This is a genomic window from Fictibacillus sp. 7GRE50 (assembly GCF_015903875.1).
Taxonomy (GTDB): Bacteria; Bacillota; Bacilli; order Bacillales; family Fictibacillaceae; genus Fictibacillus; species Fictibacillus phosphorivorans.
The window spans coordinates 259,321-278,724 of record NZ_JACZDW010000003.1 but is presented as its reverse complement, the minus strand read 5'-3'; the positions used below and the strand labels follow the sequence as shown (position 1 = coordinate 278,724).

The 19,404-nt window shown below is 38.6% G+C and carries 22 protein-coding genes; 15 read left to right on the top strand and 7 right to left on the bottom strand.

Features of this window, described 5'->3' with window-relative positions; all coding sequences use genetic code 11:
- Window positions 1-741, top strand: a complete 741-nt coding sequence (phnC, locus tag IHV12_RS12615) for a phosphonate ABC transporter ATP-binding protein (protein ID WP_197191102.1) — start codon at window positions 1-3, stop codon at window positions 739-741.
- A 36-nt stretch (window positions 742-777) separates the two neighbouring features.
- On the opposite strand, the gene selD is transcribed toward phnC, so the two are convergent.
- Window positions 778-1,833 carry a selenide, water dikinase SelD gene (gene selD, locus IHV12_RS12610; RefSeq protein WP_197191101.1) on the bottom strand — a complete coding sequence of 352 codons (1,056 nt, stop codon included), beginning with the start codon at window positions 1,831-1,833 and terminating at the stop codon, window positions 778-780.
- Window positions 1,834-1,927: 94 nt separating this feature from the next.
- Between selD and IHV12_RS22900 the strand changes: the two genes are divergently transcribed.
- Both IHV12_RS22900 and selA read left to right on the top strand, forming a co-directional pair.
- Complete coding sequence (locus IHV12_RS22900) at window positions 1,928-2,164, top strand: Rdx family protein (RefSeq protein WP_305069352.1); 237 nt, start codon at window positions 1,928-1,930, stop codon at window positions 2,162-2,164.
- Between the two features lie 50 nt (window positions 2,165-2,214).
- Window positions 2,215-3,594 carry an L-seryl-tRNA(Sec) selenium transferase gene (gene selA, locus IHV12_RS12600; protein WP_231620734.1) on the top strand — a complete coding sequence of 460 codons (1,380 nt, stop codon included), beginning with the start codon at window positions 2,215-2,217 and terminating at the stop codon, window positions 3,592-3,594.
- Window positions 3,595-3,640: 46 nt separating this feature from the next.
- Here the strand turns inward: selA and IHV12_RS12595 are convergent, their stop codons facing one another.
- A complete protein-coding gene (locus tag IHV12_RS12595; RefSeq protein ID WP_137789571.1) occupies window positions 3,641-3,781 on the bottom strand; it encodes a small acid-soluble spore protein P in 141 nt (46 codons plus the stop codon).
- A gap of 280 nt (window positions 3,782-4,061) precedes the next feature.
- Between IHV12_RS12595 and IHV12_RS12590 the strand changes: the two genes are divergently transcribed.
- Window positions 4,062-4,319 (top strand): hypothetical protein, encoded by a 258-nt coding sequence (locus IHV12_RS12590; RefSeq protein WP_197127834.1) that lies wholly within the window; start codon window positions 4,062-4,064, stop codon window positions 4,317-4,319.
- Here the strand turns inward: IHV12_RS12590 and sspO are convergent.
- Together sspO and IHV12_RS12580 are read right to left on the bottom strand one after the other, a co-directional pair.
- Window positions 4,316-4,486, bottom strand: coding sequence for a small acid-soluble spore protein O (gene sspO / locus IHV12_RS12585; RefSeq protein ID WP_137789569.1), 171 nt, complete (start codon window positions 4,484-4,486; stop codon window positions 4,316-4,318). The two genes, IHV12_RS12590 and sspO, sit on opposite strands and share 4 nt — an antisense overlap.
- A gap of 81 nt (window positions 4,487-4,567) precedes the next feature.
- Window positions 4,568-4,756 carry a DUF378 domain-containing protein gene (locus tag IHV12_RS12580; RefSeq protein WP_197127835.1) on the bottom strand — a complete coding sequence of 63 codons (189 nt, stop codon included), beginning with the start codon at window positions 4,754-4,756 and terminating at the stop codon, window positions 4,568-4,570.
- Window positions 4,757-5,039: 283 nt separating this feature from the next.
- Here IHV12_RS12580 and acnA point away from each other — a divergent pair, with 283 nt between their 5' ends.
- Window positions 5,040-7,766: an aconitate hydratase AcnA gene (acnA, locus tag IHV12_RS12575; RefSeq protein WP_197191100.1), complete on the top strand. Its 2,727-nt coding sequence runs from the start codon at window positions 5,040-5,042 to the stop codon at window positions 7,764-7,766.
- A 40-nt stretch (window positions 7,767-7,806) separates the two neighbouring features.
- On the opposite strand, the gene IHV12_RS12570 is transcribed toward acnA, so the two are convergent.
- Entirely contained in the window at window positions 7,807-7,935 is a 129-nt protein-coding gene (locus IHV12_RS12570; protein WP_197127837.1) for an FbpB family small basic protein, read from the bottom strand.
- Between the two features lie 147 nt (window positions 7,936-8,082).
- Between IHV12_RS12570 and IHV12_RS12565 the strand changes: the two genes are divergently transcribed.
- The 5 genes from IHV12_RS12565 (at window position 8,083) to IHV12_RS12545 (ending at window position 9,952) form a co-directional block, all read left to right on the top strand.
- Window positions 8,083-8,226: an acid-soluble spore protein N gene (locus IHV12_RS12565; protein WP_066241162.1), complete on the top strand. Its 144-nt coding sequence runs from the start codon at window positions 8,083-8,085 to the stop codon at window positions 8,224-8,226.
- Window positions 8,227-8,334: 108 nt separating this feature from the next.
- Window positions 8,335-8,844: a hypothetical protein gene (locus tag IHV12_RS12560; protein ID WP_066393947.1), complete on the top strand. Its 510-nt coding sequence runs from the start codon at window positions 8,335-8,337 to the stop codon at window positions 8,842-8,844.
- 66 nt (window positions 8,845-8,910) lie between these two features.
- Window positions 8,911-9,147 carry a small acid-soluble spore protein Tlp gene (gene tlp, locus IHV12_RS12555; RefSeq protein WP_066393949.1) on the top strand — a complete coding sequence of 79 codons (237 nt, stop codon included), beginning with the start codon at window positions 8,911-8,913 and terminating at the stop codon, window positions 9,145-9,147.
- 86 nt (window positions 9,148-9,233) lie between these two features.
- On the top strand, window positions 9,234-9,656 hold the full coding sequence (locus tag IHV12_RS12550; RefSeq protein ID WP_197191099.1) for an acyl-CoA thioesterase: 423 nt from the start codon (window positions 9,234-9,236) through the stop codon (window positions 9,654-9,656).
- Window positions 9,656-9,952 carry a hypothetical protein gene (locus IHV12_RS12545; protein ID WP_137789564.1) on the top strand — a complete coding sequence of 99 codons (297 nt, stop codon included), beginning with the start codon at window positions 9,656-9,658 and terminating at the stop codon, window positions 9,950-9,952. The genes IHV12_RS12550 and IHV12_RS12545 overlap by 1 nt, the downstream gene beginning before the upstream one ends.
- 1 nt (window position 9,953) lies before the next feature.
- Here the strand turns inward: IHV12_RS12545 and IHV12_RS12540 are convergent, their stop codons facing one another.
- The gene (locus IHV12_RS12540) at window positions 9,954-10,247 is read right to left on the bottom strand and encodes a HesB/YadR/YfhF family protein (protein ID WP_231619427.1); all 294 of its coding nucleotides are present in this window, start codon (window positions 10,245-10,247) and stop codon (window positions 9,954-9,956) included.
- A gap of 99 nt (window positions 10,248-10,346) precedes the next feature.
- On the opposite strand from IHV12_RS12540, the gene IHV12_RS12535 reads away from it, so the two are divergent.
- Window positions 10,347-10,973 (top strand): uracil-DNA glycosylase family protein, encoded by a 627-nt coding sequence (locus tag IHV12_RS12535; RefSeq protein WP_197191098.1) that lies wholly within the window; start codon window positions 10,347-10,349, stop codon window positions 10,971-10,973.
- A gap of 11 nt (window positions 10,974-10,984) precedes the next feature.
- On the opposite strand, the gene IHV12_RS12530 is transcribed toward IHV12_RS12535, so the two are convergent.
- Window positions 10,985-12,397, bottom strand: coding sequence for a Na+/H+ antiporter NhaC family protein (locus IHV12_RS12530; protein WP_197191097.1), 1,413 nt, complete (start codon window positions 12,395-12,397; stop codon window positions 10,985-10,987).
- 472 nt (window positions 12,398-12,869) lie between these two features.
- On the opposite strand from IHV12_RS12530, the gene IHV12_RS12525 reads away from it, so the two are divergent.
- The 4 genes from IHV12_RS12525 to IHV12_RS12510 all read left to right on the top strand — a co-directional run bounded on the left by IHV12_RS12525 (window position 12,870) and on the right by IHV12_RS12510 (window position 19,296).
- Complete coding sequence (locus IHV12_RS12525) at window positions 12,870-14,408, top strand: DEAD/DEAH box helicase (protein ID WP_197127841.1); 1,539 nt, start codon at window positions 12,870-12,872, stop codon at window positions 14,406-14,408.
- 149 nt (window positions 14,409-14,557) lie between these two features.
- Window positions 14,558-15,058, top strand: a complete 501-nt coding sequence (locus IHV12_RS12520) for a metallophosphoesterase family protein (protein WP_197191096.1) — start codon at window positions 14,558-14,560, stop codon at window positions 15,056-15,058.
- Window positions 15,059-15,125: 67 nt separating this feature from the next.
- A complete protein-coding gene (locus IHV12_RS12515; RefSeq protein ID WP_197127843.1) occupies window positions 15,126-15,674 on the top strand; it encodes a GNAT family N-acetyltransferase in 549 nt (182 codons plus the stop codon).
- 100 nt (window positions 15,675-15,774) lie between these two features.
- Entirely contained in the window at window positions 15,775-19,296 is a 3,522-nt protein-coding gene (locus IHV12_RS12510; RefSeq protein WP_197191095.1) for a dynamin family protein, read from the top strand.
- Window positions 19,297-19,404: the final 108 nt, after the last annotated feature.

The window sequence follows — 19,404 nt, the reverse complement described above, 5'->3', positions numbered from 1 at the left end:
ATGATTGAATTTGAGAATGTATCTGTCACATATCCTGGTGCTAAAGAACCTGCTTTAACAGATGTAAATATTACTTTCCAAAAAGGGGAGTTCGTTTGTGTACTAGGTAGAAGCGGTGCAGGTAAATCAACGTTTATAAGATGTATTAACGGTCTCCAGCCTGTTTCTGAGGGTTATGTGAAATGGGGAGATAAAACGTTGAGTGAGATGACTCACAAAGAAACGTTAGAAGTCCGGCGTAAAACAGGTATGATCTTTCAGCATTTTAACTTAATACCGAGGATGAGTGTGGTTCAGAACATCTTAACAGGTCTTTTCGGATACAAAAAATCTTATGAAAATCTGTTAGGTTTGTTTAAACCCACTGATCGATTGCAAGCTCTAGAAGCTATTGAACAAGTTGAGCTAACGGTTGAACCAACAAGAAGAGTGGAGAAGTTAAGCGGTGGACAAAAACAAAGAGTTGCGATCGCGCGAGCACTCGTGCAGAACCCTAAAGTGTTTTTGGGAGACGAACCTGTCGCAAGCTTAGATCCTGGAACAGCTGAAAGGATTTTTCAACTATTAAAAGAAACACATGTAAAACGAAATCTCGTATCAATCATTAATGTGCATGATGTGGTTCTTGCAAAAAAATTCGCCACAAGAATTATTGCGCTAAAAAACGGAAAGCTAGTTTTTGACGGTGCACCTAAAGATTTTGATGAAACCGTGTACGCGGAGATTTATAACCATCTATAAAAAACAAAAAAACTCCGATGTCGGAGTTTTTTGTTTTTAATTGGCTTTGATCGGTTTTTCAGAGATCTCATGAACACGACCGACGATACTTGCGTCATCTATACCTTTATCGTGAAGTCTCTTAAGATATTCTGCAGCTTCTTCTTCAGAAAGACTCACGAGTAAACCGCCAGAAGTCACAGCATCACATAAAATCCATTGCTGCCACTCATAAAGTTCATTGCCATAGAGCACATCATCTTTTATCCAGCGATGATTTGCTTTAGTACCACCAGGCACGATTCCTTCTTGCGCAAGCTCTGTGGTACCTGGTAAAAGAGGTACACTGTGATAATCAATCTCGATGGTAATATCTCCCGTTCCTTTTGCCATCTCAGTCGCATGACCGAGAAGGCCGAAACCTGTTACATCGGTTACAGCGTTTGGAAATAGACCTTCCAAGCATTCTGCTGCTGTTTTATTCAATGTGGCCATCGTTTTGCTGACTAACTGAAGCTGATCGTCAGTAAGCTTGTCTTTTTTAATAGCAGTGGTTTGAATACCGACACCGATAGGTTTTGTTAATACAAGAACATCTCCTGGTCTTGCTCCTACATTTTTATATACTTTAGAAGGATGTACGAGTCCTGTGACGGACAGACCAAACTTAGGTTCAGAATCATCGATCGAGTGTCCTCCAACAAGCACCGCACCTGATTCCTTCACTTTGTCAGCTGCTCCTTTTAGAATCTCGGCGAGCACATCATGACCAAGTGTGTTGATCGGAAAGCCTACAATATTCATTACTGTTGTAGGGTGTCCCCCCATCGCATAAACGTCACTTAGTGAATTAGCAGCGGCGATTTGTCCGAACATATATGGATCATCTACAATAGGTGTGAAAAAGTCGACTGTCTGGATCATGGCAAGGTCATCAGTTAACTTATAGACACCTGCATCGTCTGAAGTATCTAAACCAACTAAAAGGTTAGGGTCATATTCGCGTTTTGGTAGATGACGCAAAACTTGCGCCAGGTCTTCTGGACCAATTTTACAGCCTCAACCACCTTTTGAGGAAAGGTGAGTGAGCTTTACTTTATCTTCGCTTGTCATAATTTAACGACACCTCCTTTTGTTAGTATAAACATTATTTTTGTGATTTGCCTAAGGATATACTAAAATAGTCTTAAAAAAAGGAGGATGTATTATGAAAGTATCTATTGAATTCTGCATGATGTGAAACTTTGCACCAAAAGCCGCGAGTCTCGCGGAAGACCTGTTCAACCATTTTCGATCTAAAGTTTCATCGCTTGAACTGATTCCAAGTTCTGGCGGAGTTTTTGAAGTTATTGTTGATGGTGATAAGATTTATTCAAAAAAAGAGACCGGAGAATTTCCGGATCACGACCTGATCATTCAACACTTAGAAAAATTAAAGGCTTAACAACGATAGCCTCCTTAAGGAGATCGTTGATACCTTAAGGAGGCTTCATTTTGTCAAAATCAGATTTATTAAGGCAGCTTCCTGCCGTGCATGAGGCAGTGAAAGATATCAGTTCTGAAGTGAATGGCAAACCAGAAAAGGAAATAACACGAGCTGTTCAAGATGCGATCAATCATTGGCGAGAGTATATTCTTAAAGACCCCCATGCTATTGACTTGAAAACTGATATCAGAATACTTGTACTGAATTCAGCAAGGGTAAAATTAGCTCATCCTACCGATCAGATCCGTTCACTGATCAATGCTAGCGGAATCGTTATTCATACAAATCTTGGTCGCTCTAGACTCAGTGAAAAAAGCGTAGCGCGGATGAGTGAAACAGCAAGAATGTATTCGAATTTAGAATATAACTTGGAGGAAGGGAAACGAGGCTCTAGGCATGATCTAACAGAGGAGCTAATTAAACAAGTGACAGGATCAGAAGCAGCAATGGTCGTGAACAATAATGCTGCAGCCGTTTATTTAGTTCTCAAAGCACTAGCAAAAAATAAAGAAGTCATTGTTTCAAGAGGTGAACTTGTAGAGATCGGAGGCTCATTTCGTGTTTCTTCTATAATGGAAGAAAGTGGTGCGGAGCTGCGGGAAGTTGGAACTACGAATAAAACACATTTTTTTGATTATGAACGAGCGATAACGGATAAAACCGGTATGATCATGAAGGTTCACACAAGTAATTTCAAGGTGATTGGGTTCACAAAAGAAGTTTCTTCTAGCGAGTTGATGCAGTTGAAAAAGAATCACCCGGAACTGATTGTATATGAAGATCTGGGAAGTGGTGCACTCTATCCTTTTCAGTCCGTTGGAATAGGTGATGAACCCTTAATCTCCTCTGTTATCAACAAAGGTATAGATGTTGTTTCTTTTAGCGGAGATAAACTTTTGGGAGGCCCACAAGCTGGGATTATTGCAGGGAAAAAGGAAATCATCGGCTTATTAAAGAAACATCAACTAGCTCGCGTTTTAAGAGTGGATAAATTTACGATCGCAGCCTTAAACGAAACGTTGCAGGCGTATTTAAACGAAGAATATTCAACGATTCCTACAGTTAGAGATATTTTAAAAACTCCTGAAGAGATCAGAGAGATAGTATGGAGACTAAAAAGAAAGGTTGAAGATCATTCTTCTTTAACAATCAGAATTCTGGAAGATTTCTCTCAAGTTGGGGGAGGGACGATGCCAGATGTGAAGTTGCCAACTTTTTGTCTTGGTATTAAACACTCTAAAGGTGCAGATTACTTAGCAAGAGCTTTTCGGAACTATCAAACCCCTATTATCGTGAGGATCAAAGAGGAAGAAGTTCTATTAGATCTTAGAACGATTTCAGAAGAAGAGCTTTTGACACTTGAAGATGCGATACGTTCAATCGACTAAGAAAAGGGACTGACAGAGAATCTGTCAGTCCTTTATGTTTTTTGTATTATCTGCCTTCTCCAGAGTTTTGTCCTGTATGATTACGCTGCTTCACTTTTTTAGAACCGCTCATAGGAGCTGGTTGTCCAGGGTTTTCCCCTTTTGGCGCGTTCTTTCGAATATCTTTAAACGTATTATGCTCTCCCATAATAAGCCTCCTTTTTTTATCCGGCGCCTTGAAAGCAGTTGATTTCCGCTTCAGGTGCTCGCTTTCCGGGGGGCGGGCGGTGAGCCACCTCGGCACTATGCGCCCTTAGGTGCCTCACCTGTCCCACCGATCCCCCAGGAGTCTCACACCTTACACTCCAACCAACTTGTCAAAGATGTCTTTCGTATGGACACCTTAATCAACAACAGAAAGCAATTTATTGAATAATTATAGCTAGAATTGGAACGTTAAAGGTAAACCAAAACAAAGGATGGTAATTATGCCCTATCATAAAAACAAACAACAAGCATATCAAGCTGCTGAGCAAGGTTATCAACATGCGATGGATATCTCCAAAACATTGGATGCTTCAAACAGTGAATATGGAGTGTTCTATGCTCATTTTATGACAGAAAATGAAAAGGCTTGTCAACAAATACAAAACGCACTTGAAACGGCTTCAGAACATCAACAGCCACAGTTAGAAAGCTTTCTAAATGAGCTTCAACAGCTTCAGAGCCAGTTTCCAAAACCTTAATGTCGTTTTTTCGTTTTCTTATTGTTTTGACGCTCAGCTTCACTTAACTTTTCGTTCGGTAAGGAAAGCGATTCATTACCAAATTCGGTATCATACCCAGCACCTTTACCTTGAGCTTTTGCTGCGTTCATTCCAGGACGCGAGTGATTTGCTTTATTTCTTCCCATTTTTTTGTCACCTCCGTAATCATTAGTTTGCACAATATCAAAAAGAAGAAGCACTCCAAAATAAGGAGTGCCTCTTTACGTTCACGATTTATATTTACTGAGCAAGAGCCAGACGCCAGAAAGTCCGATCAAACTGTATAAAACTTTTGTCACCGTGGTAGCGCTTCCAAAAATTTCTGTAACAAAGTTTGTATCAAAAAGTCCGATCGCTCCCCAGTTTAATGCTCCGATCAACACGAGTAACGCAGCAAGTTTTTTTAACCATTCCATCCTGTTTCCCTCCGATCTATTGAAGAGTGGTTTTTAAGCGGAAAACAAAAAGAAGTATTACGTAAATTACTATATGCGAGCAAGAGAATGATGGTGATATTCACACCATAAGTAAAACTTATGTCGATTGATAACCATTAACTATTTTACTTATGAAAGGGTTTTACGTATGATAATAGAGGGAAAAAAAGATTCTGTGTGATTGACTGTGAAATTGAACACATTTTTTCGACAATTTTTCTCATAATCGTGTATGATTGTTAGTGAAGGGAGAGAGTGGAACATGAAAAGAAATGATGTATTTAATGCCCGTTCTACTTTTGATGTGAACGGTAAGGAATATAGCTATTACCGTTTAGGAGCGTTAGAAGAAGCGGGAATTGGTAATGTATCGAAATTACCCTACTCTGTAAAAGTATTATTGGAATCTGTATTAAGACAATTTGATGGAAAAGTAATCAACAAAGAACACGTTGAAAATCTTGCAAAGTGGGGCACGAGTGAACTAAAAGATATCGATGTTCCTTTTAAGCCTTCACGTGTTATTCTTCAGGATTTTACAGGAGTACCAGCTGTTGTTGACTTAGCTTCTCTTCGTAAAGCAATGAAGGATATGGGTGGAGACCCTTCTCAGATCAACCCTGAAATTCCAGTTGATCTTGTAGTTGACCACTCTGTACAAGTTGATAAGGCAGGTACTGAAGACTCACTTGCTTTCAACATGAACCTTGAATTTGCTCGAAATGAAGAACGTTACAAACTCTTGAGCTGGGCTCAATCTGCGTTTGACAACTACCGTGCTGTACCTCCTGCAACAGGAATCGTCCACCAAGTTAACTTAGAGTACTTGGCGCCTGTAGTCCTTACGAGCGAATCTGAAGGTGAAACAATCGCATTCCCTGATTCATTAGTAGGTACTGATTCTCATACAACAATGATCAACGGTCTTGGTGTATTAGGATGGGGTGTCGGTGGGATTGAAGCAGAAGCAGGCATGTTAGGACAGCCTTCTTACTTCCCAGTTCCAGAAGTAATCGGTGTTAAATTAACAGGAACGCTTCCAAACGGAACGACTGCAACTGACCTTGCACTTAAAGTAACGCAAGTATTGCGTGAAAAGAAAGTAGTAGGGAAGTTCGTCGAGTTCTTCGGTCCAGGACTTGCGGATATGCCGCTTGCAGACCGTGCAACGGTTTCAAACATGGCTCCTGAATATGGAGCAACTTGTGGTTTCTTCCCAGTTGACGAAGAAGCATTAAACTATCTTCGTCTGACAGGTAGAACTGAAGATCAAATTCAGCTTGTAGAAGCGTATTGCAAAGCAAACGGATTGTTCTACACAGCAGGAGATGCTGATCCTGAATTTACAGACGTAGTCGAAATCAATCTTTCTGAAATCGAACCAAACTTGTCAGGACCAAAACGCCCACAAGATTTGATTCCTTTATCTCAGATGAAAGAAAGCTTTAATAAAGCGCTTGTAGCTCCACAAGGAAATGCAGGGTTCGGACTAACAGCTGATGAGATCAACAAAGAAGTTACTGTTAAGCATCCGAACAACGAAACTTCGACGATGAAGACTGGTGCTGTTGCGATCGCTGCGATCACAAGCTGTACGAACACTTCTAATCCATACGTTATGTTAGGTGCTGGATTAGTTGCTAAGAAAGCGATTGAAAAAGGCTTAAAAGTTCCTGGCTATGTAAAAACATCATTAGCCCCAGGTTCTAAAGTTGTTACACGTTATTTAGAAGAAGCAGGCTTAATGAGCTATATGGATCAGTTAGGGTTCAATCTTGTTGGTTACGGCTGTACAACATGTATCGGTAACTCAGGTCCTTTGGCGCTTGAAGTTGAAAATGCGATCTCTAAGAACGATCTTACTGTAACTTCAGTCCTTTCAGGTAATAGAAACTTTGAAGGACGTATCCATCCGCTTGTAAAAGCTAACTACTTAGCTTCTCCACCGTTAGTAGTAGCGTATGCACTAGCTGGAACTGTAGATTTCAACCTTCAATCTGATTCTTTCGGAACAGACAAAGAGGGCAACGAAGTTTACTTTAAAGATATCTGGCCTTCATCAGAAGAGATCAATGAAGCGATGAAGAAGGCAGTTACTCCAGAATTGTTCAAAAAGGAATACGAGCGTGTATTTGATGAGAACGAACGCTGGAACGAACTGAAGACTTCAGCTGACCAATTGTATGGTTTTGATACATCATCAACATACATTCAAAACCCTCCGTTCTTTGAAGAGCTTTCTGCAGAACTTAAAGAGATCCAACCGCTTAAAGATCTTAAGCTTATCGCTAAATTCGGAGATTCTGTAACGACTGACCACATTTCTCCGGCTGGTGCGATCGGAAAAGATACTCCTGCAGGAAGATACTTGATTCAAAATGGTGTTGAGCCACGTGACTTTAACTCTTACGGTTCTCGTCGTGGTAACCATGAAGTAATGATGCGTGGTACGTTTGCGAATATCCGTATTCGTAATGCTGTAGCTCCTGGTACTGAAGGTGGCTGGACAACTTTCTGGCCGACTAACCAAGTGATGAGCATTTATGATGCTGCGATGAAATACAAAGAGAATGGTACGGGTCTTATGGTAATCGCAGGAAAAGATTACGGAATGGGATCATCTCGTGATTGGGCAGCAAAAGGTACTACTTTACTAGGAATTCAAACTGTACTTGCTGAAAGCTTCGAACGTATCCACCGTTCAAACCTTGTGTTGATGGGTGTACTTCCTCTTCAATTCAAAGATGGTGAGAGTGCTGAGACATTTGGACTTACAGGAAAAGAGTCTTTCACGGTTTCTGTTGATGAAACGGTTAAACCGCGTGATCTTGTTCAAGTTAAAGCAGTTTTTGAAGATGGAACTGAAAAAACATTTGAAGTTGTAGCTCGTTTTGACAGCGAAGTTGAAATTGAGTACTACCGTCATGGTGGTATCCTTCCAATGGTGCTTCGTAACAAGCTTGCTCATTCTTCTCAAACGCAAAACTAAAAAAAAATCCTTTGCCAATATCTTTAGGCAAAGGATTTTTTTATGCTTTTTTCGTATGTTTTTCGTCGAGTTTGATCTCGAGTTGTTCAATATAGGACTCATCTTTCAACAATTGTCTTTTGTTCTCGTTCACGAGCTCTCTGAAATTCATTTTTCTATTTTTCCTCATCACTGCACCTCTTTATTGGGATAGTACCAATATAGCCAAGATAAAATCGAAATAATCAGACTTTGAAAAAATAATTGCCACTTTACTTATGAATAGTTGATTTTGATTAATGGAAAAGTATAAAGAAGACGAAAGGAGGTTGGACCTTTGAGTAATCCAAAACGTTTTCCAGAAGATTTCGTACCAAATCATATTGGCACTCAGCCGCGTGAGAGCAACAGTAATAATGGAAAAAAGATGGCTAATAAGTCGCACGATCATGCAGATTATGTACCACCTAAAGGGAAATAACAAAGTACTTTCTAAAAATTACCTCTCCATAATTTTTTCTTTTGACTCCCATATACGAAAGATTTTGTCGAAAAAGTGTATGTAGTGAAAGAATTAGGAGGGGTACGTTTGATCACGGCATCTGTCAAACCATTACCTGTATCACATAACAAAGATGATCAGGATTATTTATATCGTCAGTTAGAGATTGAAATGCAGCGATTAGGGCATCTTGTTCCTTTTCGTGAAGAGTTGAACTGGGATAAAGAAATTACAACGATGGAACTAGGAAATGTAGAAACGCTAGAAAAGTTAAAAAAAGCCGCAGCAAAAAATGATGGGGTATTTTTGTTCTATGCCAAGCTTACAAAAGGAACCGTTTATCAGCATATTATCCTGCATCCGAACACGGAAGGATTCTATCTTCCGTTTCGATTTGAAGAACCATTTCAAATAACAGTGAAAAATAAAAAATATTGGATTGGTTCATCGATCAGGCTCGCCGAAGAGTTAGCATGGCTTGAGATTACAATGAAAAATCTTGAAGATGACAGTGTAGTGGAATATTGGAAATACCTGTCTGAACTTTGTCAATCCAGCGTTCAAAACATGAGTCCGATCTTATTACAAAAAAATTAAAGAATAATCCCATTGGTGATTAGTACAAACTATGATGGTACGAACTTTCTACAAAGGAGAATCATCATGAACAAACCAAACCGAGACGATAGAAGTAATAACGTTGAACGATTAGAACAAATGGTTCAGAACACAGAACAAAATATTTCTGAAGCTAATCAGACTGCTGCTAACACAGAGCTGACTGCAAGCCAAAAAGAGCAGATCAAAGAGAAGAATCAACATAGACAAGAATCCATAGAGCAGTTTCAAAATGAGATTCAAGAAGAAAAGGCTTATAGAGAAGGTAACGACCTTCAATAAGAGAAAGACCGGCATATTGCTGGTCTTTTTTTTCATTTTCTACTAAAGTGTTAAGAAAAGACAACACGAAGGGAAACAGATGATTTATGAAATTTGTTGAAAATAGCGTTGATGTTAGATATGCAGAAACAGATCAAATGGGTGTCGTGTATCATGCAAATTATTTGGTATGGTTTGAAATTGGAAGAACAAAGTTGATTGAACATTTGGGGTTTAAATATGCAGACATGGAAAGGGAAGGTATACTTTCTCCCGTAACAGATATTCAAGCTTCCTATAAACGGCCATTGACTTATGGACAAAAAGCCCATATTAAAACAGCTGTAAAAGAATATTCGGGAATCAAGGTTGTTTATTATTATGAGATCTTTAACGATCAAAACGAGTTATGTGTTATAGGCGAATCCACTCATGTTTGTGTAAAAAAAGAAAATTTTCGACCGATCTCTATAAAAAAATATTTTCCTGATTGGCATGAAGCCTACGTAGAAATGAGCTCAGCAGAATAATGGCTTTCGGAATAAAACGTGCTGACTTAAAAAGATGGAAAGATGAAGTAGAGATGGGTAACATCGCATTCCTCACCCATTTTTGGTATGATTCACGATTTCCAACAGCAAAGAGTGTAACAAAAGTAGGTTGTAACGATCGGAAAAGATTATCTGAGTGGGGAAGAACTTACGGTTTAAAGGAAGAGTGGATTCATGAACGAGATGCTTACCCCCATTTTGACCTTATCGGGGATAAGCAAGTAGAGATCATGAAAAGAGAAGGAAGAATCCAGGAACTTCAAAAGTTCATATAGCCTAGTTTTTGTTCTCGTTAAAATCGTATTTAATTTCTCCATCCGTAATGGAAACCGTTAGATCGTTTCCGTCAAAGAACCATTCATCTTCTTGCTCGATGAAGAATTTATGATTTTCTACAACGATTTCAGCAGCAGGATGTTTTGGTGTATCTTTTGTAAGTCCTAATGAAAAGCCGTCTTGAACCGTGCTGCATCCTCCAAGGCGAACGAAAAAACGGATGGAATCGTCCGATGATGCTTGTAGGTCATTGATCACATAATTTGCAGTATCTTCATTCATAATGATTTTCAAAGTATATTCACTCCTTAAGAATGTCTTTAAAGTAATGATGATATTGTGGCATACGAATAAAGAAAGCACAATTATTTACGATTGAAGGAGGCAGATTTGGTGGACATTCATTCATTTTTTGAAGAAGCATCAGAACGATATCGTGTTCAAGATCTAATTTCTGAACATACGAATATGATATTTATTTTAGAATCGCCTCATAAAGAGGAAATCAAATTTGGAGTACCTTTGGCCGGTCTCTCAGGCAGATCGATGGCAAAAGAATTATTTGCAGTCGAAGATAGTCCTCCGATGGGAAAGGTGTTAAAACAGTACATAGACGAAAAAAAGAAGACAGTATTTGGAATCGTAAATGTTTGTCCGTTTCCTTTGCAAGGTGCTGCATTTCCCGATCATACTTTTGTTAACAGATATAGAGATGAGATTAAAGTTGCTGAAGCAGTAAGAACGAGTTCGGTAAAAGTATATAAAGACGAAGCGAGAGCTCATTTCGATCAATTGCTTTTAAACCAATTCGAAAGTAGGTTAACCTCACTGATTAAAGAAAACACGGTCATCGTTCCATGCGGAAGATTTGCAGAAAAATACGTTAACAAACTGTCTAATAAAGACAGGTTAACCATTATAGAAGGTGTACCACATCCTTCTTATCATTCATGGTCTCGAGATCGCTATCAAGAAGTGATAGATAAAGTAAGAGAAGAAGGAAAAAAAAGAACCTCCTAAAATCAGGAGGTTCAAATGAAGAATACAGTTGCTCCGTATAGTACCGCTGTTATGCCAGCAGCAATTAGTGCAGGTTTTAACTTGTATCGTGCATAGGTGATAACAGATAGGTTTAAAATACGGGCAATCGTATTCGTATCATCACTTAACGGTGAAGCGAATGCTCCGAACGTCCCACTTGCAAAGACCGCTCCAATCACAAGCGGAAGAGAAACATCTGCCACTCCTGCCATTGATACACCTAGAGGCATTAATATTCCCCACGTACCCCAGGCAGATCCGATAAAATAGGAGACGGCACAACCGAAGATAAACAGCAATGGGACGATAACTGATCCAGGGATCCATCCTGCGTATCGTGTTACAAAAGCAGAGAAACCAAGTTCTTCAGTAACAGACGATAAGCCCCAAACAACAGCTAACAGCACGATAACACTCATCAATTCGTTGCCACCGAAAATAAATCCATTCAACAGATCACCCGTTTTCATTTTCTGAAATCGTAGAAAAAGAAACGTGAATATGGTTGTAAACAATAGAGCGATCAGCATCGCATCCATAACATCTGCTGAAATGAAAGCCTCAAAAAAACTACCTTTCGTTTTTTTGTAACCATCCCACCATGTTAACAATAGAGTAAGGAAGACGACTAAGATGAGCGGAATGAGTAAGTTCAATGGTTTGTTCGGAAGTTCTCTATTAACGGCAGGATCACAACTATGCCAGTCGTCCTCTTCACTTTCTCCAACATCTTTAGGATCTGTTTCTTCTGTTGATTTTGAATGGTGAAAGAAGCTGAGGTATACCCCTACGATGATCATGACAAAAGAGAAAAAATTAAACGGGATGCTTTGTATAAAAAGAGAGTATGGATCTGCGTTAATGTTTTCGTTTTTCAACGAGATATCTACAATAGAAGTCATGTATCCAACAAAAGCGGTAGCGATTGGTATCAACACAATGATGGGAGTTGCTGTTGTTTCAATGACAAAGCCGAGCTCTTGGGTAGACATCTTTACCTTTTTTAAAAGAGCTCTCATGATCGGAGCAATCGTGACGAAACGAAAACTTGGAGCAGCAAAAGTGCCGATCGTAGACACATAAGTAAGCAACAAGGCCCCTTTTTTTGTTTCAATCCTGTTAGAAGCTTCTTCTACAAAGCCTTTGATTCCACCAGAAAGTTTAATCATGGAAATGAGTCCGGAAAAAGCATACAAAAACACTAATATTTTTATGTTTTTAGGGTCTACAAGCCCTTTGACTAGAAATTGGACCATCTTCTCTAAACCACCCACAAGAGTTGGGTGTAGAAGGTATGAGCCGGTCAAAAGACCAGCGATCAAACCTGGGAGAACTTGTTTAGTCTTGATAGCTATAGGGATTACCACTAAGAACGGAATAACAGAAACCCAATTTTGATCCATGAGAGGTCCTTCTTTCATACAAGAGATAATACTGTTAGCGTGTGATGCTTTTTAAAATTTATTCTTTATTAACAAAAGAAAAGACGTTTCATCTAAAACCCCATTGGTTAGAATAATAGCGTCCAAGTGAAACATCACATGTTTAAAGAGTGGGGTGAATAAACTTTAAACACCACTTCTAAATGTAAAGAGTTGCATTTATTAGGTTTACGTGATAAGTTTAACAACGGAATATATATGGACGGAACAAGTTTGAATTACGGATAGCCTTGTAACTATTAACGTTTAATTTTTACGCATATTCACATGGCTAAGCATTTCCCATCAATATGTTATAAGGAAATGCTATTTTATGTGCAAATCATGATGTATTTTGAAAAAACAAATTGGCCGGCAGCTTAACATTACAAACCATGCCGGATCCACGAGGTTATCGTAAAACCTTTTTCGTCACAGAAAAGGAGATAGAACATTGACAACATTTCAAGAACTAGGACTAAGTCCTGAGTTGCTTCAATCCATTAATAATATGGGATTTGAGGAAGCAACACCGATTCAGCGTGATACCATTCCAACAGCACTTAAGGGGACTGACCTTATTGGCCAGGCACAAACAGGGACTGGTAAGACAGCTGCGTTTGGTATACCGCTAATCGAAAAAATGGATACTAGATCACGATTCGTTCAAGGAATCGTATTAGCTCCAACTCGTGAGTTAGCTGTTCAAGTAGCAGAAGAACTCAACAAAATCGGTCAATTTAAAGGAATTAAAACATTGCCGATTTATGGTGGACAATCCATTGTTCGACAAATTAAAGCATTAAAAAATGGTCCACACATCGTAGTAGGTACACCAGGACGTGTGCAAGACCACATCAATAGAAAAACATTGAAGCTTGATAGCGTTCATACAGTTGTGCTTGATGAAGCGGATGAAATGCTTAACATGGGATTCGTTGAAGATATTGAAAAGATCTTAGAAAACGTTCCTACAGAACGTCACACGATGCTTTTCTCTGCAACAATGCCTAAGCAGATTCAAAACTTGGCTGCTAAATTCATGAAGGATGTTCTGCTTATTAAAGTAAAAGCTTCTGAAATGACAGTTAAGAACATTGAGCAAGAATATGTTGAAGTAAAAGAACGTCAAAAGTTTGATGCGCTATGCCGTTTCATGGATATTCACTCTCCAGAGCTTGCGATCGTTTTCGGACGTACGAAGCGTCGTGTAGATGAATTGTCTGAAGCTTTAAGCAAACGCGGTTATTCCGCTGAAGGGATTCACGGTGACCTTCCGCAAGCAAAACGTGACAAAGTGTTACGTGCGTTTAAGAACAACACGATTGAAGTTCTTGTTGCAACTGACGTAGCTGCTCGTGGTCTTGACATCTCTGGTGTTTCTCACGTTTATAACTTCGATATTCCTCAAGATCCAGAAAGCTATGTTCACCGTATTGGACGTACTGGCCGTGCAGGAAAAACAGGTTATGCATTAACATTTATCACGCCTCGTGAAATCGATCACCTTTACACGATCGAAAAAATCACAAAGCGTAAAATGGTAAAACGTGCGATTCCTTCTGTTTCAGAAGCAATGGAAGGACAACAGCAAATCACGCTTGAAAAGCTGATGGAAGTTGTTGGAGAAGATAACTTTAACGGTTATAAGCAAACAGCAGTTGAGTTACTAGAAGAGAACGATTCTGTTACACTTTTAGCTGCAGCGCTTAAGCTTCTTACAAAAGAACCTGATATGACTCCGATCAATCTTACAGATGAGCCGCCACTATCAGTTAAAAAGAGACGTCCTAATAATCGTTTCTCTGATCGTAGACGTTCTGGAGGAGGCCCTAAAAGAGAGGGTGGAGGCGGAAGAGATAATCGCCGTTCTGGATACTCTAAAGGCGAGCGCAGTGGTTCTCGCGATGGTGGAAACCGCAGTAGCAGCGGCAGCCGTGATCAATCATATCGTTCACAAAAACGTGTTCGTGAAGATTTTAAAAACAGATAAGAATTTAGGAAGCAAGGGAGAAGTTTTCCCTTGCTTTTTTTTGTGTTGGACGAAAGCTATGATTAAATTAAAAATATAATGTTTCTATCTCACAGCAAAAAACACTGATTTCAAACTAACAGCTCATAATGAAGGGAGAATAATGGGATTTGAAAAAAATATTAATCATTTCTGATACCCACATGCCTAAAAAAGGAACGGCGTTTCCTGAACCCATTCTAGATATATTAAGCAAGCATATCGATTACATATTTCATGCAGGAGACTGGACGGCGAAATCTGTATACGAAGAACTTAAAACGTTTGCACCTGTCTATGCAGTGAGAGGTAACGTAGATCAGGATAGCTGGAGTAGTACTCTTCCTGATAAAGTACTTGTAGATATTGAGAATGTGAAGGTTGCGATGGTTCATGGTCATCTTGGAAAGGGAAGATCGACACCTGAACGTGCATACAGGGAATGTCAAAGAGATGGAGCTGATCTGATCATATTTGGTCATTCCCACATTCCTTTTCATGATGAAAAAGGTGATAGTATACTTTTTAATCCCGGTTCGCCAACAGATAAAAGAAGGCAGAAACAATTCTCGTTTGGTATTGCTGAGATTGATCAATCAACCATTATACTCACTCATCATTATTTTTCCTGATGAATGACAACCTGTAAAGAAGACATAATAATACAATCACAACACAACACTTGGAGGAATAAAAATCATGCCGAATGGGGATAACTTCTTCTTTACAGCGAAAAATGGTGAAGAGATCACCTTAAGACCCGTAGAAGAAAAAGATGCAGCAGATATTACTCGACACGTAGAAGCAATCGTAAAAGCAGGTAGATATCTTCAAAAAGAGGAGCCTCATTCAGTTGAAGAAGAGGTTGAGTTTATTCTTGATGTTAAGCGTAAGGGTAATTTGTACACAGCGGTCGAACGAAACGGAAAGGTAGTAGGTATAGCTAGAGTACTAAAAGGTGAACTTCAAATGAAAAGACACACCGGTGTCTTTAGAACTTGGATTCATCCCGAGGCTCAAGGTCTAGGAATAGGAAAAGAACTGCTGGCTCATACGTTAAGGTGGGGTGAGAAAAATAACCTACATAAGATATGGCTTACTGTTTTCTCCGGAAACGAGAAGGCAGTAAAGGTTTATGAGAAAGCCGGTTTTATTATAGAAGGGAAACAAAAAGATCAGGTGATCATAGAAGGTGAGTTTGAAGATGAATACTTCATGGCGTATTTTTTTAGATCTACTTCAAAATAAACTCAATCGGATTCCAAGAGAATAGATAATCAATGGTGAAATCGCTATCATATATATGGTAAAGTGGATAGTGATACAGTATTGAAGACAGGTGGATACGATGAAGTCAACTGAAAAAGAATTATTGATAACAGAAAAACAAAGATTGATCGGTTTATATGAAGCATTCCAAAAAATGAACAATCGAAAAGAAGAAGAACAATTAAGCAAACTATTCCTCAAAGTAGCGAAGGAAGAGTTTGCTATAGCTTTTTGCGGCCATTTTTCTGCAGGAAAATCAAGCTTGATCAATGCACTTTCTCAAACAGGAATTCTACCATCCTCTCCAATTCCTACAAGTGCAAACATCGTCAAAATGGTCAAGGGAGAGGAAAAGGCGGTTGTTCAGCTCAAAAGTAAAGAAGTGGTTACTTTTGAGCATCCTTATGACGTAAATGAAATAAAAGAACTATGTAAAGATGCCGAACTAGTTGAGGCGATCGAGATCTATTACGGCGGTAATGAAGAGGATACAGAGAATATAGCATACTACGACACACCAGGAATCGATTCTACAGATCCGCTCCATAAAAAAGCGACTGAAAACGTTGTCTATTTAGCTGATCTGATCTTTTATGTAATGGACTATAACCATATACTCTCTGAGACGAACATAGAATTCATTTCATCTTTGATTCAGAGAGGAAAAGATGTCCGCCTAATCGTTAACCAAATTGATAAGCATCGTGAAGAAGAGTTGAAGTTTACAGCTTTTAAAGAAAACGTTTTTGACTCTTTTCAATCTCATGGAATACCGAAAGAACATATCTTTTTCACAAGTGTTAAGAAACAAAATGTTGCTCATAATGACCTAACTGCTCTTATGGCTTATATCAAAAGAATCGAGCAAAACAAAGATGCTCTTCTATTAAAACAAGTGAATAATCAGCTTCAGCATTTTGTGCATGACTATGTAGAAAGAACAGAAGAAGGTATAGCAACTATTGATGTTGTAAGTCAGAGACTAGCTTCTTTTTCTAAAGAACATGAAGATCTTTTAAAACGACTATCACAAAAAGAACAGGTTATCATCGAAAAAGAGGAAAGTGTTAAGAACCAACTTGTTAACATTTTAGAATCTGCGCAATTAATGCCCTATGAGACAAGAGAAAGCGCAGGCTTGTTTATCGAATCTGCTAAAAAAGACTTTAAAGTAGGGATTTTCTTCTCTAAACAAAAAACAGAACAAGAACGAAACGATCGAACAAAAGATTTATCAGAAAAACTACAAAAGTCGATCGATGCTCATATCAACTGGCATGCGCAAAACTATGTAAGCACTCTTCAAAAAGAAGTGGACCATAACCTCCCAGATTGGGAACCTGTTAAAGTAAATAAAGAATTGTTACATTCATTCGTTACACCAGGTCTTTCAGCTCAAGGGCAAGGTCTTTTAAACTATTGCAACAACATTTCAAATGAAGTGAAAAGGCTAGCCCGTCACCAGATTACAAATTGTATAAATTCTGTAAAAGCATGTTTAAACATAAAAGTTGGCCGTGAGTTATCCAACTTAAAAGAAGAGTTGAATAGGTTAGAAGATGAGATAAAAACGCTGCAGCAGGAAAAAGAGATCGCAGAAAATTGGGATGAGCAAAAACATGAACTTCATGAGGTGCTGTATGCTGATTTACCAGGTGATCGATCTGTATATGAATTTGAAAGAAAGTTTCTTGCTGAATATCAGCCTTTATCTATCGAGATGTTTAAGAAAAAGTTTGAAAAAGAACCAATTGATAACTTGAAGGAGCAATATGAAGAGGAACATAACGTTACGTTACATTCAAGTAATGATTCTCTCTTGAAAGAAACCGAAAAATTATCAATAGCCGCTTCTATACTAAAGCCGATCAGAGGGCTTTCTCACCTAGCGTCAGAGATGGAAGAGCTGCAGAAGAGACTAGATAAACGATCGTTTACGATGGTTCTCTTTGGTGCGTTTTCAGCTGGTAAATCATCGTTTGCCAACGCCTTATTCGGGGAAAGTATTCTTCCTTCCTCACCAAACCCTACGACAGCTGCAATTAATGAGATACGATGCCCAGATCGTGATCACCACCATGGTTCGATCATGATTGAGATGAAGAGTGAAGAAGAACTAAAACAAGAGCTTAACAATGTCTTAAAAACAACAGATAAAGAATTGAACGATTTATTGGATTCATCAGACAAGGAACTGGCTTCATACAAAGCAGGCTACGCATGGGCGAGAGAACATCTAGGCAATGTACTAAATAAAGAAATTTCTGAGATTGGCGAATATGCTGCAGATGAAACAAAAGCTTGTTTCATTAAAAAAATCACGATCTATTACAGCTGTCCGTTAACAGAAAAAGGTCTTGTGCTCGTTGATACACCAGGAGCTAACTCGATTCATTCTCGCCATACTGAAGTCGCGTTTGAATACATGAAGCATGCAGATATCATCATTTATCTTACGTACTTTAACCATGCATTTTCATATGCAGACCGCGAATTTTTGATCCAGTTAGGAAGAATTAAAGATACTTTTTCATCAGATAAGATGTTCTTTGCGATCAATGCTGCCGATCTAGCTGAAACGGAAGAAGACAAGAACGATGTCGTACATCATGTGAAGAGCAATCTTCTGACATTTGGTATCCGAAATCCAAGATTATTTCCGGTTTCTAGTAAAAATGAACTGATTCCTAGTAAGCGTGCAGAAAGTGGTTTTCATGCATTTTCATCTAGCTTAACTCATTACATCGAACATGAGTTAGAAAATGCAATGATCAAGAGTGCAAGATCATCTTTAAAACACGCAAGCGCGGTCATAGAAAATATGATCAAAGAAACCGTTCAAAGAATGGAGAAAGAAGACGAGTATTTAGAGAGTCTTCAAAAGAGAGAGAACACGTTAGTTGATTTCAGTAATGATTTCATTAGTTTATCGAAAAAACAATTTCTGCAAGAACAAAAAGAACTTCTCTATTATATAAAACAGCGTGTATTGATTCGTTATCATGATTTTTATAAAGAGACGATCCATCCAGCTGCGGTTCAAAATTCTAAGAATGCTTTAGCTGAATGTATAAGAGAACTTCACGCAAAGATCTCACACGATTTGCACCAAGAATTTAAAGCCTGTTCATTACGATTAGATCATTGGATACAAAAAGATATGAAAGATAAAATGGAGCATCTGATCTCTAAAGCAGCTCAAGAAGGTGTGAGTTTACAGGAGAGAGATGAAACAGGGAATCAATTTAAAACACCATCCTTTTCCTTAGATTTTGAAAATAAGGATGAAACGAAACTTAAGAAATGGTTATCATATTTTAAAAATCCGAAGCAGTTCTTTGAACAAAGTGGTTCGAATGAGCTGAAAAATCATCTTGTGGATGAGATAGATCATGAAGTAGAGAATTGGTTGGTAGAAGCTGATAAAAAGCTTACACAGCATTATGAAGATGTGTTAGTCAACACAGAAAAAGAAGCAAAGACTTACATTGTAAATCAGGTAGTTTCCTACTTTGAAGAATTGAAAAAGCCTGGCGATCTAGAGGCAAGAATTCAAGAATTAAATCAATCTTTATCAAAGTTTGAACAACTTGAAGAATAATCTTAACATGTACTCGATAGCTTCGTGGAAAGCAAGCACCTGGAACGAAGACCAACTACATCCAAATGCAACTAAGATTTCATAAAGACTTTAAAAAAATAAGAACAG

What these genes read in the sequence shown, in the direction of transcription:
- IHV12_RS12570 (WP_197127837.1), bottom strand. Translation starts at nt 7,935, where the DNA reads ATGAGGAAAAATAGAAAAATGAATTTCAGAGAGCTCGTGAACGAGAAC.
- acnA (WP_197191100.1), top strand. Translation starts at nt 5,040, where the DNA reads ATGAAAAGAAATGATGTATTTAATGCCCGTTCTACTTTTGATGTGAAC.
- tlp (WP_066393949.1), top strand. Translation starts at nt 8,911, where the DNA reads ATGAACAAACCAAACCGAGACGATAGAAGTAATAACGTTGAACGATTA.
- IHV12_RS12510 (WP_197191095.1), top strand. Translation starts at nt 15,775, where the DNA reads ATGAAGTCAACTGAAAAAGAATTATTGATAACAGAAAAACAAAGATTG.
- IHV12_RS12545 (WP_137789564.1), top strand. Translation starts at nt 9,656, where the DNA reads ATGGCTTTCGGAATAAAACGTGCTGACTTAAAAAGATGGAAAGATGAA.
- IHV12_RS12590 (WP_197127834.1), top strand. Translation starts at nt 4,062, where the DNA reads ATGCCCTATCATAAAAACAAACAACAAGCATATCAAGCTGCTGAGCAA.
- sspO (WP_137789569.1), bottom strand. Translation starts at nt 4,486, where the DNA reads ATGGGAAGAAATAAAGCAAATCACTCGCGTCCTGGAATGAACGCAGCA.
- IHV12_RS12530 (WP_197191097.1), bottom strand. Translation starts at nt 12,397, where the DNA reads ATGGATCAAAATTGGGTTTCTGTTATTCCGTTCTTAGTGGTAATCCCT.
- phnC (WP_197191102.1), top strand. Translation starts at nt 1, where the DNA reads ATGATTGAATTTGAGAATGTATCTGTCACATATCCTGGTGCTAAAGAA.
- IHV12_RS12550 (WP_197191099.1), top strand. Translation starts at nt 9,234, where the DNA reads ATGAAATTTGTTGAAAATAGCGTTGATGTTAGATATGCAGAAACAGAT.
- IHV12_RS12595 (WP_137789571.1), bottom strand. Translation starts at nt 3,781, where the DNA reads ATGGGAGAGCATAATACGTTTAAAGATATTCGAAAGAACGCGCCAAAA.
- IHV12_RS12580 (WP_197127835.1), bottom strand. Translation starts at nt 4,756, where the DNA reads ATGGAATGGTTAAAAAAACTTGCTGCGTTACTCGTGTTGATCGGAGCA.
- IHV12_RS12515 (WP_197127843.1), top strand. Translation starts at nt 15,126, where the DNA reads ATGCCGAATGGGGATAACTTCTTCTTTACAGCGAAAAATGGTGAAGAG.